At 72.7% G+C, this 18,775-nt stretch carries 13 protein-coding genes; 4 read left to right on the forward strand and 9 right to left on the reverse strand.

The features are described from left to right. Positions 1-54: 54 nt before the first annotated feature. Together HCN52_RS00205 and HCN52_RS00210 are read left to right on the forward strand one after the other, a co-directional pair. Complete coding sequence (locus HCN52_RS00205; RefSeq protein WP_168086256.1) at positions 55-1,299, forward strand: citrate synthase; 1,245 nt, start codon at positions 55-57, stop codon at positions 1,297-1,299. A 110-nt stretch (positions 1,300-1,409) separates the two neighbouring features. After that, positions 1,410-2,357, forward strand: coding sequence for a ferredoxin family protein (locus HCN52_RS00210; protein ID WP_168086257.1), 948 nt, complete (start codon positions 1,410-1,412; stop codon positions 2,355-2,357). 79 nt (positions 2,358-2,436) lie between these two features. Here the strand turns inward: HCN52_RS00210 and HCN52_RS00215 are convergent, their stop codons facing one another. Then, positions 2,437-4,560, reverse strand: a complete 2,124-nt coding sequence (locus HCN52_RS00215) for a DNA gyrase/topoisomerase IV subunit B (protein ID WP_168086258.1) — start codon at positions 4,558-4,560, stop codon at positions 2,437-2,439. Positions 4,561-5,057: 497 nt separating this feature from the next. On the opposite strand from HCN52_RS00215, the gene HCN52_RS00220 reads away from it, so the two are divergent. After that, complete coding sequence (locus tag HCN52_RS00220) at positions 5,058-5,288, forward strand: DUF7455 domain-containing protein (protein ID WP_167968213.1); 231 nt, start codon at positions 5,058-5,060, stop codon at positions 5,286-5,288. A 204-nt stretch (positions 5,289-5,492) separates the two neighbouring features. Here the strand turns inward: HCN52_RS00220 and HCN52_RS00225 are convergent, their stop codons facing one another. The 5 genes from HCN52_RS00225 to HCN52_RS00245 form a co-directional block, all read right to left on the reverse strand. Then, positions 5,493-6,329: a serine protease gene (locus HCN52_RS00225; protein ID WP_168086259.1), complete on the reverse strand. Its 837-nt coding sequence runs from the start codon at positions 6,327-6,329 to the stop codon at positions 5,493-5,495. Between the two features lie 393 nt (positions 6,330-6,722). Continuing rightward, the gene (locus HCN52_RS00230) at positions 6,723-8,267 is read right to left on the reverse strand and encodes an RNA polymerase sigma factor (RefSeq protein ID WP_312876460.1); all 1,545 of its coding nucleotides are present in this window, start codon (positions 8,265-8,267) and stop codon (positions 6,723-6,725) included. 291 nt (positions 8,268-8,558) lie between these two features. After that, a complete protein-coding gene (locus HCN52_RS00235; RefSeq protein ID WP_168086261.1) occupies positions 8,559-9,515 on the reverse strand; it encodes a FadR/GntR family transcriptional regulator in 957 nt (318 codons plus the stop codon). Between the two features lie 294 nt (positions 9,516-9,809). Beyond that, positions 9,810-10,565 (reverse strand): NUDIX hydrolase, encoded by a 756-nt coding sequence (locus HCN52_RS00240; RefSeq protein WP_168086262.1) that lies wholly within the window; start codon positions 10,563-10,565, stop codon positions 9,810-9,812. A 30-nt stretch (positions 10,566-10,595) separates the two neighbouring features. Next, complete coding sequence (locus HCN52_RS00245; protein ID WP_168086263.1) at positions 10,596-11,849, reverse strand: DUF4192 domain-containing protein; 1,254 nt, start codon at positions 11,847-11,849, stop codon at positions 10,596-10,598. Between the two features lie 143 nt (positions 11,850-11,992). On the opposite strand from HCN52_RS00245, the gene HCN52_RS00250 reads away from it, so the two are divergent. Further along, positions 11,993-14,167 carry a RecQ family ATP-dependent DNA helicase gene (locus HCN52_RS00250; protein WP_168086264.1) on the forward strand — a complete coding sequence of 725 codons (2,175 nt, stop codon included), beginning with the start codon at positions 11,993-11,995 and terminating at the stop codon, positions 14,165-14,167. An 81-nt stretch (positions 14,168-14,248) separates the two neighbouring features. On the opposite strand, the gene rnhB is transcribed toward HCN52_RS00250, so the two are convergent. From rnhB to HCN52_RS00265, 3 genes are all read right to left on the reverse strand, one after another. Continuing rightward, complete coding sequence (rnhB, locus tag HCN52_RS00255) at positions 14,249-14,962, reverse strand: ribonuclease HII (protein WP_168086265.1); 714 nt, start codon at positions 14,960-14,962, stop codon at positions 14,249-14,251. Between the two features lie 114 nt (positions 14,963-15,076). After that, positions 15,077-15,685 carry a YdbC family protein gene (locus tag HCN52_RS00260; RefSeq protein WP_168086266.1) on the reverse strand — a complete coding sequence of 203 codons (609 nt, stop codon included), beginning with the start codon at positions 15,683-15,685 and terminating at the stop codon, positions 15,077-15,079. Between the two features lie 167 nt (positions 15,686-15,852). Further along, positions 15,853-18,741, reverse strand: a complete 2,889-nt coding sequence (locus tag HCN52_RS00265; RefSeq protein ID WP_168086267.1) for a vitamin B12-dependent ribonucleotide reductase — start codon at positions 18,739-18,741, stop codon at positions 15,853-15,855. Positions 18,742-18,775 lie beyond the last annotated feature (34 nt).

The raw sequence follows: 18,775 nt of genomic DNA on the forward strand, positions 1-18,775 counted from the left end.
CCATTGATCAATAGATGTCAATGTTGATTGAATCAACATTGAGAGGATGATGTCATGACCGATGACCCGGAGACCGAGCGACTCACCACGCAGCAGGCCGCGGAGCGGCTGGGGGTGAAGCCCGAGACCGTCTACGCCTACGTCAGCCGGGGCCTGCTCCGGCGGCACCGTTCGGGCCACGGCCGCGGCAGCACCTTCGACGCGGCGGAGGTCGACGGCCTCTCCCGGCGGTCGGGCCGGCGGTCGGCGCCCGTCGGCCCGCAGCACGCGCCCCTCGTCACCGGCGTGACGCTGATCGAGGACGACCGCTGCTACTACCGCGGCGTGGACAGCTCCGCCCTCGCCCTCCGCCACGGCTACGAGGAGGTCGCGCACTGGCTGTGGACCGGTGAGCTGGTCCCGGGCACCCGGTTCGACGCACCCGCCGGCCAGGTGGCCGCCGCCCGCGCGGCGGTCGAGGCACTTCCGGCGACCAGGACCGCGGAGGACCGCCTGCACGCCGCCACGGTCGCCGCCTCCGCGGGTGACCCGCTGCGCTCCGACCTGACGCCCGCCACCGTCCACGCCACGGCACGCGCCCTCGTCGCCACCCTGGTGGAGGCGCACCCCCTCGTGGGTCCGCCGCCGCCGGACGGCGCACCGCTGGCCGGCCGGCTCTGGCCGCGGCTCACCGCCCGTCCGGCGTCCGACGCGGGCCTGCGTGCCCTGGACGCCGCGCTGGTGCTGCTGCTGGACCACGACATGGCCGTCTCCACGCTCGCCGCGCGCGTCGCGGCCACCGCCCGCGCGCACCCCTACGCCGTCACGCTCGCCGGGCTGGGCGCCCTGGACGGCCCGCTCCACGGTGCGGCCGCGGCGCCCGCCCACCGGATGGTCCGCGAGGCGTTGGAACGCGACGCCACCGGGGACGGCGCAGCGGCCGTGGTGGGCGCCCGGCTGCGCGAGGGCGCACGTGTCCCCGGCGTCGGCCACCTGCTCTACACGGGCGACGACCCCCGTGCCACCACGTTGTTCGCGCTGCTGGAGGACGTGCCGGGTGCCGGGCCGGCCGTGGGCGCCGCACGCCGGATCGTGGCCGCGGCCGGCCGTCACCGGCCGACCTTCGGCAACGTGGATTTGGCCCTGGCCGCGCTCTCCGTCGGCTGCGGTATGGAGTCGGAGGCGGGGCAGGTCGTCTTCGCGGTCGCCCGCACCAGCGGCTGGGTGGCGCACGCGCTGGAGGAGTACGCCGAGCCGGCCATGCGGCTGCGCCCGAGCGGCCGCTACCGGGGCCCCCGTCCGCCGCGCCCGGTGCCGTGACCGGTCGGATTCGCCACCGGGACGGGCGGACGGGTGCGGCCGGGCCCCGCCGCCCGGGCCGGTCTAGGCTCGACGGTGTACCACCCCCGTACTGACAGGCGGCCCCTTTCGTGACCCTCTGTTCCGGCGCCTCACGCGACCAGGCCGAGTCCCTCGCCGGGACCGCCGCGACCGCCCGAACCTGGCTGCTGCTGGAGCAGCCCGGCCCCTGGGGCTCCAAGGCCCTCACCGGGAGCCGTCTCGACCCCGTGCTCGGGGAGCACCTGGAGGCGGCCGCAGCGCTGGGGGTGCGCGCCGCACTGATCCGGCGGCCCGGCCGCACCGGAGCCGGGGGTGCGGCCCGCCGTGTCCTGCTGGCCCATACCGCGCCCGGCGACTCCTGGGTCCGCACCGCGTCGACGGACGACCCGCGGGAACTGCTCGACCTGGACCTGGCGGCACTGGCCGGCGGCGACCACGGCGGTTTCGGGGCGGCCCACACGGCGGGGCCCGTCGCGCTGGTGTGCACCAACGGACGGCGGGACCGGTGCTGCGCCGTGCTGGGCAGGCCGCTCGCCGGGGAGTTGGCGGCCGCCGGCCACGACACCTGGGAGACCACGCACATCGGCGGCCACCGCTTCTCCCCCACCATGCTGACGCTGCCCCACGGCTACGCCTGGGGGCGGATGTCGGCGGGAACCGCCGGGCACGTACTGGCCGAACTGGCACGGGGCCGCACCGTCGTCGACGGCTGCCGTGGCCGGTCCTGCTGGCAACGGCCGGAGCAGGCAGCCGAGTTGGCCGTCCGGCAGTTCACTGCCGAGGCGGACGTCGACGCACTGGAGGTCATCGGGACGACCGCCGTCGATGCGGCCGTCGGCAGCACCACCGCCGCGCTGCCGACACCCGGGTGGCTCGTGACGGTCGCACGGCGCGACAGCCGGCGCCACTGGGAGGTGACGGTGGCGGAGGGGGTCAGCCTGCCCGCCTCCCCGGCGAGCTGCGGCGCCGCCGCGCTGCCGCAGTCCCGCATGGCAGTGCTCGCCGTCCGGCCGCTCCTTGCGGCCGGAACCCGCTGACGGCCGGAACCCGCGGACGGCACTGCGGCGCCCGGTTCGGTCACGGCACCCGGCAGCCACCGCCGCCGGATGCCGACCGTCAGGTGTCGATGCGTGAGCGGTCCAGCGTCGCGGCGGAGTTGGTGATGAACTCACGGCGCGGGGCGACCTCGTTGCCCATCAGCAGGGCGAACGACTGCTCCGCCGCCTCCAGGTCGCTGATGTTGATCCGGCGCAGGGTCCGGTGGCGCGGGTCCATGGTGGTCTCCGCCAGCTGGTCGGCGTCCATCTCGCCGAGCCCCTTGTACCGCTGGACGGACTCCTTGTAGCGGACGCCCTCCTGGTCGAGCCGGAGCAGCGTGTCGCGCAGCTCCCGGTCGGAGTAGGTGTAGACGTACTTGTCCTGCCCCTTGCGCGGGTGCGTCAGCTCGATGCGGTGCAACGGGGGGACCGCGGAGAAGACCCGGCCCTCCTCGACCATGGGCCGCATGTAGCGCTGGAAGAGCGTGAGCAGCAGGCACCGGATGTGGGCGCCGTCCACGTCCGCGTCGGCGAGGAAGATCACCTTGCCGTAGCGCGCCTGGTCGATGTCGAAGGTGCGGCCGGAACCGGCTCCTATGACCTGGATGATCGCACTGCACTCGGCGTTCTTCAGCATGTCCGAGACCGAGGACTTCTGGACGTTGAGGATCTTGCCGCGGATCGGCAGCAGCGCCTGGAACTCGGAGTTCCGGGCCAGCTTGGCGGTGCCCAGCGCGCTGTCGCCCTCGACGATGAACAGTTCGCTGCGCTCGACGTCGTCGCTGCGGCAGTCCGCGAGCTTGGCGGGCAGCGCGGAGGACTCCAGCGCGGTCTTCCGGCGCTGTGCCTCCTTGTGCTGCCGGGCGGCGATCCGGGTCCGGGCCGCCGCGACCGCCTTCTCCAGCACCGCGCGTGCCTGCTGCTTGTCGTCGCGCTTGGTCGAGGTCAGGAACGCCTTGAGCTCCTTCGCCACGACCTGGCCGACGATCCGGGCGGCGGCGGAGGTGCCGAGCACCTCCTTCGTCTGCCCCTCGAACTGCGGCTCGGCGAGCCGGACCGTCACGACGGAGGTCAGCCCCTCCAGGGCGTCGTCCTTGACGACGTCGTCCTCGGCCACCCGCAGCAGCTTCGCGGAGCGCAGCACCTCGTTGACGGTGCGGGTGACCGCCCGCTCGAAGCCGGCGACATGGGTGCCGCCCTTGGGCGTGGCGATGATGTTGACGAACGACTTCAGCGTGCTGTCGTAGCCCGTTCCCCACCGCATCGCCACGTCCACCTCGAGATCCCTGCGGACCTCGGTGGGGATCATGTGGCCGCGGTCGTCGAGTACCGGCACGGTCTCCTTGAAGGTCCCCGAACCGCGCAGGCGCAACACGTCGCTGATCGGCTTGTCGGGCGCGAGGAACTCGCAGAACTCGCTGATGCCGCCGTCGTAGTGGAACGTCTCGGTCGTGACTCCGGCGCCGTCGTCGCCGGGCGCTCGCCCGTCGCGGACCACGATGGTGAGGCCGGGCACCAGGAAGGCCGTCTGCCGGGCACGGCCGTAGAGGGTCTCCAGCGAGAGCCGGGCGTCCCGCAGGAAGATCTGCCGGTCCGCCCAGTACCGGACCCGGGTGCCGGTGCGGCTCTTCGCGATCTTCCGGCCCGCGACGAGGCCGCCCGCCGGGTCGAAGGGAGCGTCGGGCCCCTGCTTCGTGAAGTGGCCGGGGGTTCCCCTGCGGAAGCTGACGGCGTGGGTGCGGCCGCCGCGGTCGACCTCCACGTCGAGCCGGGCGGAGAGCGCGTTCACGACGGAGGCGCCGACACCGTGGAGGCCGCCGGAGGCGGCGTAGGAGCCGCCGCCGAACTTGCCGCCCGCGTGCAGCTTGGTCATCACGACCTCGACACCGGAGAGGCCGGTCTTCGGCTCGACGTCGACGGGGATGCCGCGCCCGTTGTCGCGCACCTCCACCGAGCCGTCCTCGTGGAGCAGCACCTCGATGTGGTCGCAGTGCCCGCCCAGCGCCTCGTCGACGGAGTTGTCGATGATCTCCCACAGGCAGTGCATGAGACCGCGGCTGTCCGTGGAGCCGATGTACATGCCGGGGCGCTTCCGGACCGCCTCCAGCCCTTCCAGGACGAGCAGGTGCCGCGCGGTGTAGTTGCTCCCGGTGTCACCGCCGGTTAGCAGTGCGGTCGTCGGGGCGGATGTGTCGGCGGTCACGCAGTTCGCTCCTCGCTGAATTCTGCTGGGGTGGCGGGTTCGCCGCTCAGAGGGTACCGAGGCTTGGTAGCGCTGGTGAGCAGGCCACCCGCGAGCGCGATCAGGGTACCCCAGAGTGGTACAGGCGTTCGAAAACTCGATCGGGTGACGTGGACATCGCGTTCCCTTCGAGGCATGAACCATTTAGGCTCCGGGCACGTCCTTGTTCACGAGGACGATGTCGGCGGCAGCCACCACGGGGCAGGCCGGCATCAGCACCGCAGGACCGAAAGACCCGGAAGACCGGAAAGACCCTCTCACCGTGTTTCGACACGGCTGACACGGAGCACCCAACGCACATACGGCTCTTTCGCCGCCACCCGGCAGCGTTCAGCCGCTTCGGGAGGTATCAGTCGATGCGAGAACTTCCTGAGGAATAAGCCGCGAGCGGGAACGTTTTCGGCCTGGTTGGATGTTGACCCTGGTACGACAGCTCGTCGAGCTAGAGAAGAGGCGACGTGACTACTGTTCTGACACCCGCGACCCCGCTGACGGCCGCTGACCGCTGCGACCGCTGCGGCGCCCAGGCGTACCTGCGCGTCGTGCTCGTGAGCGGCGGGGAGCTGCTGTTCTGCGCTCACCACGGCCGTAAGTTCTCCCCCGAGCTCCAGAAGATCGCCGCGGAGATACAGGATGAGACGGAGAAGCTCACCGCGACTCCCGAGACCGCGAACGACGAGGAGCGCTGATCCGGCGGCCTGCCGCACCAACGGGAACGACGCGACGCGTCCCGACCCACCCGACGGGCTGAGCAGCACAGCGGGCGGTGGCATCCCTTTCGAGGGTGGCCGCCGCCCGCTTCCGCGTGCCCTGCGGGCATGGCGGGCGTCATGCCCCGACACCGGTGACCACGGCACCGGACCCCGCCCACCCCGCCGCTGCACTCCGCTTCCTCAGGCCACAGCGGCCGCCTGCCGGTCCGCCAGGGCGTCCGCCACCAGCGACCCCCTGGTGTACACGCCGGGCCGCTCCGGGAGCGCACAGCCGCTCCCCCAGGAGACCAGCCCCACCAGGAGCCCATCGGCCACGAGCGGTCCGCCGCTGTCCCCCTGACAGGCGTCGGAGCCACCCTCCGCCAGCCCCGCGCAGACCATCACCGAGCTCTCGAACCGCGGGCTGCCCGAGGGGTACGCGGCGGCGCACTCCTCGTCCGAGACCATCAGCACGTCGGCGCCGAGCAGATGGCGCGAGTAGTCGCCCTCCCCGCTGGTGTCACCCCAGCCGTAGACCTGGGCGTCATTCCCGGGCAGGTACGCCTCGTGACCCTGCGGAGCGGGGCGGATCACATACGACTCGGGCAGGTCGGACTCCAGTGTGAGCAGTGCCATGTCGTGCGTCTGCCGGTTGTCGTCGTACTCGGGATGAACCCAGGCCGAGGCGACCGCCACCTCCTCGCCGACCGCGTCCCCGCCGCGGCCGAGATCACTGCGGCCGGCGATCACCGTGAGATCGGCCGGCAACTCCGGCTCCGCCTGCCCGCCCGCCCCCAGGCAGTGCGCGGCGGTGGCGACGGTGCGGGGGGCGACCACCACACCTCCGCAGAACTGGCCGGACCGATCCGGGCCGAACTGGTCACGGCTGCTGAGCGCCACCGTCCACGGGTGGTCCTCGGCGCGGACGGGCTGACCGCCCACGACCAGCTCCCCCGCGGAGACCGGGGCCCCCGGGAGCAGGGTGAGCGGCAACGACAGCGCGGACGCGGCGAGTAGCAGTCTGGGCAGACGACGCATGCAATCTCCTGACCGAGCGGGTTTGTCTGATCACCCAGGGTCGTTCACTGCTCGGTGCGTCGCATCCCGGGTACCCGATCGGGCGAACTCCGGTGGAAGCGCGGAGCCCTTCGTCGGCAGTTCCCCGCGCGCCGCCGGGCGCGACGGCGCGCGCCCTGTCCTCCGTCCCGCCCGAGGGCCTCGCACCGCCCCTCGACCGCGGCGGGCGCGGCCGTCGTCACCCGTTCGACGCAGCGGCCCCCGCTCCCGGCTCGCCCCACCCGTACGGCGCAACGAGGGGCTGGGCCGGCCCACGCTCTCTCCATCACGCCGGCACGGCGAAGGCCGCCGCACCGGGTTCCGGTGCGGCGGCCTTCACGCCGACGTGGCCCCCGCAGGGCCCGACGTCAGGCGTCAGTCGAGGTAGTCCCGCAGAACCTGCGAGCGGGAGGGGTGACGCAGCTTCGACATGGTCTTGGACTCGATCTGCCGGATCCGCTCACGCGTCACGCCGTAGACCTTGCCGATCTCGTCCAGCGTCTTGGGCTGGCCGTCGGTGAGACCGAACCGCATCGAGACCACACCGGCCTCGCGCTCGCTGAGCGTGTCGAGCACCGAGTGCAGCTGCTCCTGCAGCAGGGTGAAGCTGACGGCGTCGGCGGGGACGACCGCCTCGGAGTCCTCGATGAGGTCACCGAACTCGCTGTCGCCGTCCTCGCCGAGCGGGGTGTGCAGCGAGATCGGCTCACGACCGTACTTCTGGACCTCGACGACCTTCTCGGGCGTCATGTCGAGTTCCTTGGCCAGCTCCTCCGGCGTGGGCTCCCGACCGAGGTCCTGCAGCATCTGGCGCTGCACGCGGGCGAGCTTGTTGATGACCTCGACCATGTGCACCGGAATGCGGATGGTGCGGGCCTGGTCGGCCATGGCCCGGGTGATCGCCTGACGGATCCACCAGGTGGCGTACGTCGAGAACTTGTAGCCCTTGGTGTAGTCGAACTTCTCGACCGCGCGGATGAGACCGAGGTTGCCCTCCTGGATGAGGTCCAGGAACAGCATCCCGCGCCCGGTGTACCGCTTGGCCAGCGACACCACGAGCCGGAGGTTGGCCTCCAGGAGGTGGTTCTTGGCGCGCCGGCCGTCCTCGGCGATGATCTCCAGCTCACGCTTGAGCTTCGGCGCGATCTTGTCGGCGGTGGCGAGCTTGTCCTCCGCGAAGAGACCGGCCTCGATGCGCTTGGCGAGCTCGACCTCCTGCTCCGCGTTGAGCAGCGGGACCTTGCCGATCTGCTTGAGGTAGTCCTTGACCGGGTCGGCGGTGGCACCGGCCGCCGCGACCTGCTGCGCCGGCGCGTCGTCCTCGTCCTCGTCGGAGAGAACGAAGCCCTCGGCCTCCTTGCCCTCGCCCTCGACCTTGCCGTCGGCGCCCTTGCCCCGGGGCGGGCCGTCGGCGAGCTCCGCCTCGTCCGGGAGGTCCACGTCGTCCGCGGCCCGCTTGGCGGCGGTCTTCTTGGCGGTGGCCTTCTTCGCCGTCGTTTTCTTGGCGGTGGCCTTCTTCGCCGTCGTCTTCTTGGCGGCGGTCTTCTTCGCCGTCGCGGGCTCGCCCTCGGCACCGTCCCCCACGGAGGCGGTGGCCGTCTGGGGGGCGGAGACCGTCTTGGCGGCGACGGTCCTGGTGGTGGTCCGCTTGGACGCCGACTTGGCGGCGACGCTCTTGCGCGAGCGCTTCGGCGACTCGGCCGCGCTCACCATCAGCGTCACCCCTTCCTCGTCCAGGATCTGGTTGAGGCTGCGGAGGACGTTCTTCCACTGGGATGACGGGATCTGGTCCGCCTCGAAAGCCCGGCGGATGTCGTCACCAGCGACCTGCCCTTCGGCCTTGCCCCGCTCGATGAGCGCCATCACAGAGCCGGCTTCGGCGATCTCGGCAGGGATCGTACGGGGAGTGCTGGCCGACACGAACAACCTCTCGGAACTTTGGGAACGGCTTCGGCGCCGCCCGGGAGAGCGACACCGCGACCGGCAGGCCGGACGGCCACCGGATTCGGTGAGCGGCTCGGGCGGCGGCGTCGGAGCGGCTCCGGCGCCGGTCGTCCCGGCAGCTACCTAAGAGTCATCGCGCTGCTCCCCGAAGTGTTACGCCGCATTTCGCGTGTCCCGAGTCACACCGCTCCTTCGACTGTAGCGGGCGGGCGGCAGGTGTGGCGGGTACCGGTCCCGCGACCGGCCACCCGCCGCCCCGGCGGCGCCTCAGTGCTCACGCGGGGCGGGCACCACGTGCTCGGGACCCGCTCCCGTGAACGCCACCTCGGGGCTCGGCGCCAGCAACTGCCGGACCGCGAGCTCCGCCGCGGCCGGCTCGGCGGCGCCGACGGCGTCCACGATCCGCTGGTGGTGGCCGACCGAGATCTCGGTCGGGTGCTCGCAGGCGGCAGGACCGCCGCCGGAGACCTGGAGGGCGGAGCCGACGATGCCGGAGAGGTGCTCGAGCATCTTGTTGCCGGCGGCCTGCAGCAGCAGGGTGTGGAACTCGGCGTCCGCACGGGAGAAGGTGAGGCCGTCCCCCTGGGCGAGGGCGTGGTTCATGATGTCGACCATGTCGCCGAGGCGCTGCCGCACCTCCTCGTCGCTGTGCCCGGCCGCCAGGCGGGCCGCGAGAGGTTCGATCGTCCAGCGGAGTTCGCAGAGCTCGCGCCGCTGGTCCTCCCGCTGCGGCCCGAAGGCACGCCACTCGATGATGTCGGGGTCGAGCAGGTTCCAGTCGGCCACGGGGCGGACCCTGGTGCCGACGTTGGGCCGGGCACTCACCAGCCCCTTCGCCTCCAGCACCCGCAGCGACTCGCGGACCACGGTGCGGGAGACCTCGAAACGCTGGCCGATCTCCTCGGGCACCAGCGGACGGTCGGCACCGAGGTCACCGGAGACGATCATCTGCCCCAACTGCTGGACCAGCTGACCGTGCAGTCCGCGCCCCCGGTTCCCCGGCGCGCGCCGCCCCATCCGCCCCATGTCCGAGTCGGTGCCGTCCCAGACGGGGGCGCTGGTGGTGCGTGCGGAGCCGGTGGACTCGGCGTAGGAGTAGCGGTCGTACTCACCCGAACCGGCGACGGAGGGGCGAGCGGCGTTCATCATGGTCTGCGCAAGGGTAGTCACGCATCCTTTGTCGGCGGTGCTCGGCACTCGCTTGAGGTCTTTGGTGAAAAGCACACGAAAGGGTGATGTTCACCGACCGTATAATTGACGACTAATTACCGCAAAGCGGACAAATATTGCGTGGTGAGCGGCAGTTGCCGTCGCCGATCGACGGATCGAGGGCGGTCCCGGTCGGCGGGCCGTCCCGAGCGGGCCTGCGGCGCTCCCGCAGGCGGCGGGGGGAGGGCGCCCGGACGCCGTGGCCACGCGGCGCGCGTCCGCACCGCGCCCGCCGCGCCGGGACGGGGACGTGCCGGACGCACCCGGTGCCGCGGCCCGACGCGCCCCTCGACGTCCGCGGTCGGTGCGTCAGACCTCCGGACGCAGCATCGGGGGGTTGAGGACCGTTGCGGCGCCGGCCCGGAAGAGCTGCGCCGGCCGGCCGCCCTGCCGCGTGGTGGTGCCCCCGGTGGGCACGAGGAAGCCGGGGGTCCCCGTGACCTTGCGGTGGAAGTTCCGAGGGTCGAGCACGACGCCCCAGACCGCCTCGTAGACGCGGCGCAGCTCCCCCACGGTGAACTCGGGTCCGCAGAACGCGGCCGCCAGCGCGCTGTACTCGAGCTTGGCACGTGCCCGTTCCACGCCGTCCGCGAGGATGCGGTCGTGGTCGAAGGCGAGCGGCTCCCGGCCCGTGCGGCCGTTGACCGCGTCGGCGTCCCCGTCGAGCAACTGGTCGACGCGCATCCACGAGGCCCCACCCGCGTCGCCGCCCGCGACGGGCGCCGGCAGGTCCGGCGCGAGCACGAGGTGCGCGACACTGACCACCCGCATCCGCGGGTCGCGGCCGGGCTCGCCGTAGGTCGCCAGCTGTTCGAGGTGGACCCCGGCGTCACCGCTGCCCGGCCCGTACGCCTGCAGCCCCGTCTCCTCGGCGAGTTCCCTCGCCGCCGCCGTGGAGAGGTCCTCGTCCCGGAGGACGAACCCCCCGGGCAGTCCCCACCACCCCCGGTACGGCTCCTCGCCCCGTCGGACGACCAGCGCGGAGAGCGCGTGGCGCCGCACGGTGAGCACGACCAGATCCACGGTGACAGCGAACGGCGGATAGTCTGACGGCTCGTAGGGCATGCGGTGATCATAGTTGTCCGCCGGGCTCTGTCAGGGCGTCGCGGAGGTTCCCCCGTTCCGCATGCAGCGGCGCAGCGGCTCCGGGTCCATGCCGTCGTTGACCGCGTGGTGCAGGAGTCGCGCGAAGGTGTAGTCGGGGTCGAGGTCGAGCGCCCGGCCGATCGCGACCCGGGCGGCGGCGTCCTCCCCGAGGGACCACATCGTCCACCCGGCCAGGGCCAGTGGGGAGGGTGCGTGGCCTTCGAACGCGCCCACGCAGCGGCGTGCCAGCGCACGCCAGAGCCGCGCCGCCTCCCGACCGCGGTCCCCCTCCATCCACTGGGCGGCGCGGTCCCGGGTGACCCGGTCCTGCAGGCCGAGCACGAGCGCGGCGGCCTCGTGGGAGGTGAGCAGGGAGTCGTCCCGGGCGTCGGCGGCGCCCTGATCCGCCTCCGGGAGGCCGCCGCGGCGGTAGCGGGCCAGTACCCGCTCCGCGGCTGCGAGGGTCTCGACGCGCACCGACTCCGCCGAGCCGCCGCGTCCGAGCATGCGCGGGACGAGGGCGCGGGCGGTCACGTCGAAGGCGTGCAGCTGCCGGCCGGCCACCGGCTCTCCCAGGGGCAGGACGCGGCGCTGCAACTCCTTCAGTGAGCCCTGCACCCGGACGCCCGCGTACGCCGCCGCGGCCGCGATCGTCGGGGTCGCGCCCTCCCGCAGCGGGGAGCCGTCGGGCGGGCAGCAGGCCCCCTGCGGGCAGCAGTAGGAGAAGTACCGCCCCCCGCTGACGCACAGCGCCTCCAGAACGGGGACGTCGCGGCCGCCGCAGGTGGTCCGGACGAGCTGTGCGAGCGGGCGCAGGCGTTCCATGACCGCGGCCGGGGTCTCGCCGCCGCGCGGTTCCTGGCAGAGGTAGAGCACCATCGCGGCGGGCGGCCCGGTGCGGGCGGCGCTCCCCTCCGACAGGCAGGTCACCATCTCGCGCACCGTGTCCTCCCAGGTCTCGGGCGACTGCGGCAGCGCGGTCCGGACCCGGCCGCCCACGCGGTACCGCGTCCCGTGGAGCGCGACGAGCACGATCGAGTCGTCCGGGTAGTACCCGAGGAGGTAGGGCAGGGCGTCGGCGAGTTCGCCGGGGCCGCGCAGGGTGACGCGACTGTCGTCGGCCGGGCCGGCCACGGACTCGGCCTGCGGTCCGGGCGGGTCGTCGGACGTTCCGGAAGTACGGGAAAGGGCGCTGGTGGGGCCGTGGACGACGGTGGCTTCGGTCTCGGCGGAGCTGGGCTCGGTGGCCTCGTTGCGATGCATGCCGCCACCGTGCCCGTTCGCCCCGCCGGGGTGCCGAGCGTTGTCCACAGGGGGCGTCGATGGTCGTACCGGTGTGATGAGATGCCGCGTCGTCCACAGGGTCGGTTGGCGTTCCACCGGGTGGATCGGCTTGCATGGGACCCATGGACGCTCCCCAGCCAGACCACGCCGCCGCCCCGCCCTCCGGAGAGCTGCGCGAGGCCGCCGACGCAGTCCTCGCCCGCCTGGTGGGCGCGGAGGGAGCCGCGCTCCGCGAGGACCAGTGGCGAGCCGTCGAGGCGCTCGTCGCCGATCGGCGTCGCGCCCTGGTGGTGCAGCGCACCGGGTGGGGCAAGTCGGCGGTCTACTTCGTGGCGACCTCACTGCTGCGCGCCCGCGGCGGCGGGCCGACCGTGATCGTCTCCCCGCTGCTGGCCCTCATGCGCAACCAGATCGCCGCCGCCCGCCAGGCCGGCATCACCGCGCGGACGATCAACTCCGCCAACCCCGAGGAGTGGGGCGCGATCCAGCAGGAAGTCACCGAGGGCCTGGTCGACGTCCTGCTGGTCAGCCCGGAGCGACTGAACAACCCGGACTTCCGCGACAACGTCCTGCCCAGCCTGACGGCCGCCACCGGCCTGCTCGTGGTGGACGAGGCGCACTGCATCTCCGACTGGGGGCACGACTTCCGCCCCGACTACCGGCGGCTGCGCACCATGCTGCGCGAGCTGCCCACCGGCGTGCCGGTCCTCGCGACCACCGCGACCGCCAACGCCCGGGTGACCGCCGACATCGCCGAGCAGCTGGGCACCCACGAGGCGGGCAGCGCGCTGGTGCTGCGGGGCACCCTGGACCGGGAGAGCCTGCGGCTGTCGGTGCTCGGGCTTCCCGATGCCGCACATCGGCTGGCGTGGCTGGACAACCACCTCGCGGAGCTCCCCGGGTCCGGGATCGTCTACGCGCTGACCGTCGCCGCGGCCGAGGAGGTCACCTCCTACCTGCGGGAGCGCGGGCACACCGTGCTGTCCTACACCGGCCGCACCGAGAACGCCGACCGCGAGGCGGCGGAGGCGGACCTGCTGGCCAACCGGGTCAAGGCACTGGTGGCGACCTCCGCGCTCGGCATGGGGTTCGACAAGCCCGACCTGGGGTTCGTGGTGCACCTCGGGTCCCCCTCCTCGCCGATCGCGTACTACCAGCAGATCGGCCGCGCCGGTCGCGGGGTGGCGCACGCGGAGGTGCTGCTGCTGCCCGGCCGGGAGGACGAGGCCATCTGGAGCTACTTCGCCTCGCTGGCCTTCCCCTCCGAGGAGCAGGTCCGTCGCACGCTCGCCGTGCTGGCGGAGGCGGGTCGTCCGCTGTCGCTGCCCGCCCTGGAGCCCCTGGTCGACCTGCGGCGGAACCGACTGGAGATGATGCTCAAGGTGCTGGACGTCGACGGCGCGGTCCGACGCGTCCGCGGCGGGTGGGAGTCGACCGGTGAGCCGTGGGAGTACGACCACGAGCGCTACGCGTGGGTGGCCCGGCAGCGGAAGGCCGAGCAGCAGGCCATGCGCGACTACGCCGCGACCGAGGGCTGCCGGATGGAGTTCCTCCGGTGCCAGCTGGACGACACAGGCGCGGGACCGTGCGGCCGCTGCGACCGGTGCAGCGGGCACGGCTTCTCCGCCGACGTCTCGGACCAGGCGCTCGACGCCGCACGCCAGGACCTCGGACGTCCCGGAGTCACCGTCGAGCCCCGCAAGATGTGGCCGACGGGACTGGGCGCGGTCGGACTGGAGCTCAAGGGCAAGATCCCGGCCGGTGAGCAGACCGCGCCCGGACGGGCCCTCGGCCGGCTCTCCGACATCGGCTGGGGCAACCGTCTGCGGCCCTTGCTGGCGCCGCAGGCGCCGGACCAGGAGGTCCCGGACGACGTGGCCCGCGCCGTGGTCACCGTACTCACCGACTGGGCGCGGGGGCCCGGCGGCTGGGCCGCGGGAGAGGGGGCGGTGGCCCGCCCGGTCGGCGTCGTCACCGTCGCCTCGCACACCCGGCCGCGGTTGGTGGGGTCGCTCGGTGCCCGCATCGCCGAGGTCGGACGGTTGCCGCTGCTCGGGGCGGTGGAGGCCGGCCAGCGGCCCGGCCCCCGGAGCAACAGCGCGCAGCGGCTGCGCGGTCTGCACGACTCGCTGACCGTCGGCCCCGGCCTCGCCAAGGCGTTGGCGGAGACGGCCGGGCCCGTCCTGCTGGTGGACGACTTCACCGACACCGGCTGGACCCTCGCCGTCGCGGGACGCCTTCTGCTGCGGGCGGGCGCGACGGCGGTCCTGCCGCTGGTGCTGGCCGCCCAGAACTGACCGGGCCCGCCGCTCGGTCAGGCGTCTCGCCCGGCGGGAACGGCGCGGCGCACGGGGCGCGCCGTCGCCGGCGGAGCGCGGTCAGAAGAAGCCGAGCTGCCCGCCGTCGTCGCCCGCCGGCTCCGGCGTGCGCGCAGCGGCGCCGCGCGGCGCCGGCAGACGGAGGTGGCGCCAGCGCGGCAGCGCGTCGAGGTAGGCCCAACTCATGCGGTGGTGCTCGGTCGGGCCGTGCTCCTCCAGCGCCTGCCGGTGGATCGGCGCCGGGTACCCGGCGTTGCCCTCGAAGCCGAACTCCGGGTGCCGGGCGCCCAACTCCGCGAGGTGCGCGTCGCGGTGGACCTTGGCGATCACCGACGCGGCCGCGACCGACACGCAGGACTGGTCTCCCTTGATCACCGTCCGCACCTGCCAGGGCCGGCCGAGATAGTCGTGCTTGCCGTCGAGAATCACGGCGTCGGGCCGCTGCGGCAGCGCCTCCAGGGCGCGAACCGCCGCGAGACGGAGCGCGGCCGTCATCCCGAGGGTGTCGATCTCCTGCGGCGAGGCATGGCCGAGTCCGAACGCGGTCACCCAGTCGGCCAGTTCCGCCGCAAGGGCGGTGCGCCGGTTGACGGTGAGGAGCTTGGAGTCGGTCAGCCCCTCGGGCGGTCGGCGCAGGCCGGTGACGGCGGCGCAGACGGTGACCGGGCCGGCCCAGGCTCCGCGGCCGACCTCGTCCACCCCCGCGACCGTGCGGGCGCCGGTGGTGGCGCGCAGGGATCGTTCGACCGTGTGCGTGGGCGGTTCGTATGGCATGGCGTCCCCACCCTACGCGCGGGTCACGGCTCCGCCCGCCCGGGCGGGCGGGTGGGCGGTGAGCCGTCCCGGGAGCAACGGGAACGGCGGCGCGGTCCGGGCAGGCCGGGCGGTTCAGACCGTCCACCGGGGCTCGACGTCGATGACGTCCCCCGCTATCCCCTCGACATCGGCACAGGTACCGGCGCGCGAGGCCAGCCGTTCGATGCGGTCGCGGCGGTACTTGGCCCGTTCGGCGGCACTGTCCCACATGGAGAGCACGAGGAACTCCCGCACCCGCTCGGCGCCGGCGAAGGCTCCGCGGAGCATGCCGGGCGACCCCGCCATCGCCGGGTTCCACACCTTCGCCTGCATGTGCGCGAAGTGCTCGCCGCGGTCCTCGCGCACGAGGCAGTGGGCGACCCGCAGCACGTCGGCGTCGTCGAACCGCGGCTCGAAGCCCAGTTTCACGTCGAAGCGGTACTCGAAGAGCCGGACCTCGGCGTCCCGGAAGCTTCCGCCCTGCGAGGCCGCGAGCCGGTCGTGGGAGCGCGCCATGAACGAGTCGTAGAGCGCACGGCTCTCCCAGAACCCGAAGAGGTGCGCGGTGTCCGGGGCGCCTCGACCCCAGCCGCCGCCCTGGCTGCGGAATCCGGGCTCACCGGGCAGAGAGGCCCACCTGCGCTGACCGCGCTCGAAGCGGTCCCGGTCGACCACCGCGCATCTCATCCATCTGACCAGCACCGCGCCATCCTATGACCGCCGGCACCCCGCCGGTACGGGCCGTCCGGAGCCCGCCGGCACCGTGCGGGCCCGGCCGCAGGAGGAGCAGCACGGTGTCGTGGGACGGCGAACCGCCGTGGCAGCCGGGCCCCGAGGGGCGCGACCGCCACGGCGGTGAGCCGCGCCGGTCAGCTGCAGCCGCTGGTGGACCCGCAGCCCTCGCAGAGGTAGCAGCTCCCCGCGCGCCGCATCTTCGTCCCGCAGGAGAAGCACAGCGGAGCGTCGGCGCTCAGCCCGAGCTGGATCTCCGCCAGCTCCGTCGAGTTGTGTGCCGCCTGCGGCGCGGGAGCGGGCTCCGCCGCCTTTCGAGCCGCGGCGCTCGGCCGGCCGGGCGCCGTCGGCGCGGACTGGGACAGCGACTCCACGTCGACCTCCTCCACGCCCGGCTCGTACGAACCGGTGTCGAGGTGGCGCTGGCGCTCCTCCGCCGAGTGGATCCCGAGCGCTGAACGCGTCTCGAACGGCAGGAAGTCCAGCGCGAGGCGGCGGAAGATGTAGTCGACGATCGACTGGGCCATCCGCACGTCGGGGTCGTCGGTCATACCGGCCGGCTCGAAGCGCATGTTGGTGAACTTGGAGACGTAGGTCTCCAGCGGCACCCCGTACTGCAGACCGACGGAGACCGCGATGGAGAAGGCGTCCATCATCCCGGCGAGCGTCGAGCCCTGCTTGGACATCTTCAGGAAGACCTCGCCCAGCCCGTCGTCCGGGTAGGAGTTGGCCGTCATGTACCCCTCGGCGCCGCCGACCGTGAAGGAGGTCGTGATCCCCGGGCGTCCCTTCGGCAGCCGGCGCCGGATCGGCCGGTACTCGATGACCTTCTCCGGTGCGGGCGCCGCTGCGGTCGCATCGCCGTCGGCCTTCGCGCCGTCCTTCTGCTTCGCGGACAGCGGCTGACCGACCTTGCTGTTCTCCACGTAGACGGCCAGCGCCTTGACGCCCAGCTCCCAGCCCTTGACGTAGATCTCCTCCACGTCGTCGACGGTCGAGGAGGCCGGCATGTTGACGGTCTTGGAGATGGCCCCGGAGAGGAACGGCTGCGCGGCCGCCATCATCCGCACGTGCCCCATCGGCGAGATGGAGCGCTCGCCCATCGCACAGTCGAACACCTCGTAGTGCTCCGGCTTGAGACCGGGCGCGTCGACCACGTTGCCGTGGTCGGCGATGTGGGCGACGATCGCCTCGACCTGCTCGTCCTGGTATCCCAGCCGCTTCAGGGCCTTCGGCACGGTGTTGTTGACGATCTGCATCGAGCCGCCGCCGACCAGCTTCTTGAACTTCACCAGCGCGAGGTCCGGCTCGACCCCCGTGGTGTCGCAGTCCATCATCAGGCCGATCGTTCCGGTGGGCGCCAGCACGCTGGCCTGCGCGTTGCGGAACCCGTGCTCCTCGCCGAGCCGCAGCACGTCCGCCCATGCCTCGGTGGCGGCGGCCCAGACCGGGGTGTCGAGGTCGTCACCGCGCGGCGCGGTGCCGTTGGCGTCGGCGTGCTGGGCCATGACGCGGCGGTGCGCCTCGCTGTTGCGGTCGTACCCGTCGTAGGGGCCGACGACCCCGGCGAGCTCGGCCGAACGCCGGTAGGCGGTGCCGGTCATCAGCGAGGTGATGGAGCCGGCCAGTGCCCGGCCGCCGTCGGAGTCGTACGCGTGCCCGGTGGCCATCAGCAGGGCGCCGAGGTTGGCGTAGCCGATGCCCAGCTGGCGGAAGGCACGGGTGTTCTCGGCGATCTTCTCCGTCGGGAAGTCGGCGAAGCAGATGGAGATGTCCATCGCGGTGATGATCAGCTCGGTGACCCGCGCGAACCGTTCGGCGTCGAAGGACTGGTTGCCCTCGTCGTCGTCGCGGAGGAACTTGAGGAGGTTGATCGACGCCAGGTTGCAGGAGGTGTCGTCCAGGTGCATGTACTCGCTGCACGGGTTGGACGCGCTGATGCGGCCCGATTCCGGGCAGGTGTGCCACCGGTTGATGGTGTCGTCGTACTGGATCCCGGGGTCGGCGCAGACGTGGGCGGCCTCCGCCATGCGGCGCAGCAGCCCGCGGGCGTCCACCTCCTCGATGACCTCGCCCGTCATCCGGGCGCGGAGGCCGAAACGACCGCCGTCGCGGGCGGCGCGCATGAAGGTGTCGTTGACGCGGACGGAGTTGTTGGCGTTCTGGTACTGCACGGAGGTGATGTCGTCGCCGCCGAGGTCCATGTCGAACCCGGCGTCGCGCAGGGCGCGGATCTTCTCCTCCTCCTTCACCTTGGTGTCGATGAAGGCCTCGATGTCGGGGTGGTCGACGTCGAGGACGACCATCTTCGCGGCACGCCGGGTGGCGCCGCCGGACTTGATCGTCCCGGCGGAGGCGTCGGCGCCGCGCATGAAGGAGACCGGACCGGAGGCGTTCCCGCCGGAGGAGAGGAGTTCCCGCGAGGAGCGGATGCGGGAGAGGTTCAGCCCGGCGCCCGACCCCCCCTTGAAGATCATCCCCTCCTCCTTGTACCAGTCGAGGATCGACTCCATGGAGTCGTCGACCGAGAGGATGAAGCAGGCACTGACCTGCTGGGGCTGACGGGTGCCGACGTTGAACCAGACCGGCGAGTTGAACGCGAAGATCTGGTGGAGCACGGCGTACGCGAGCTCGTGCTCGAAGACCTCGGCGTCCTCCGCGCTCGCGAAGTAGCCGTGCTGCTCGCCCGCCGCGCGGTAGGTGGTGACGACGCGGTCGATCAGCTGCCGCAGGCTGGTCTCCCGCTGCGGGGTGCCGACGGCGCCGCGGAAGTACTTGCTGGTGACGATGTTGACCGCGTTGACCGACCAGAAGTCGGGGAACTCCACCCCGCGCTGCTCGAAGTTGACGCTGCCGTCGCGCCAGTTGGTCATCACGACGTCCCGGCGCTGCCAGGTGACCTCGTCGTAGGGGTGCACGCCGGGGGTGGTGTGGACGCGTTCGATCCGCAGGCCCTTGCCCGGCTTGGCCTTCTTGCCGCCCTTGGTACGGGATCCCCGTGCCGGACCGCTCGTCGTCTCTGTCATGCCGCCTCCCAATCGGGCGTGGAACGCCCCGATG

This window comes from Streptomyces bohaiensis (genome assembly GCF_012033785.1).
GTDB lineage: Bacteria > Actinomycetota > Actinomycetes > Streptomycetales > Streptomycetaceae > Streptomyces > Streptomyces bohaiensis.

Excerpts from the sequence above, each read along its gene's own strand:
- rnhB (WP_168086265.1), bottom strand. The coding sequence starts at position 14,962 with ATGCCATACGAACCGCCCACGCACACGGTCGAACGATCCCTGCGCGCC.
- HCN52_RS00225 (WP_168086259.1), bottom strand. The coding sequence starts at position 6,329 with ATGCGTCGTCTGCCCAGACTGCTACTCGCCGCGTCCGCGCTGTCGTTG.
- HCN52_RS00205 (WP_168086256.1), top strand. The coding sequence starts at position 55 with ATGACCGATGACCCGGAGACCGAGCGACTCACCACGCAGCAGGCCGCG.
- HCN52_RS00265 (WP_168086267.1), bottom strand. The coding sequence starts at position 18,741 with ATGACAGAGACGACGAGCGGTCCGGCACGGGGATCCCGTACCAAGGGC.
- HCN52_RS00245 (WP_168086263.1), bottom strand. The coding sequence starts at position 11,849 with ATGCATCGCAACGAGGCCACCGAGCCCAGCTCCGCCGAGACCGAAGCC.
- HCN52_RS00240 (WP_168086262.1), bottom strand. The coding sequence starts at position 10,565 with ATGCCCTACGAGCCGTCAGACTATCCGCCGTTCGCTGTCACCGTGGAT.
- HCN52_RS00250 (WP_168086264.1), top strand. The coding sequence starts at position 11,993 with ATGGACGCTCCCCAGCCAGACCACGCCGCCGCCCCGCCCTCCGGAGAG.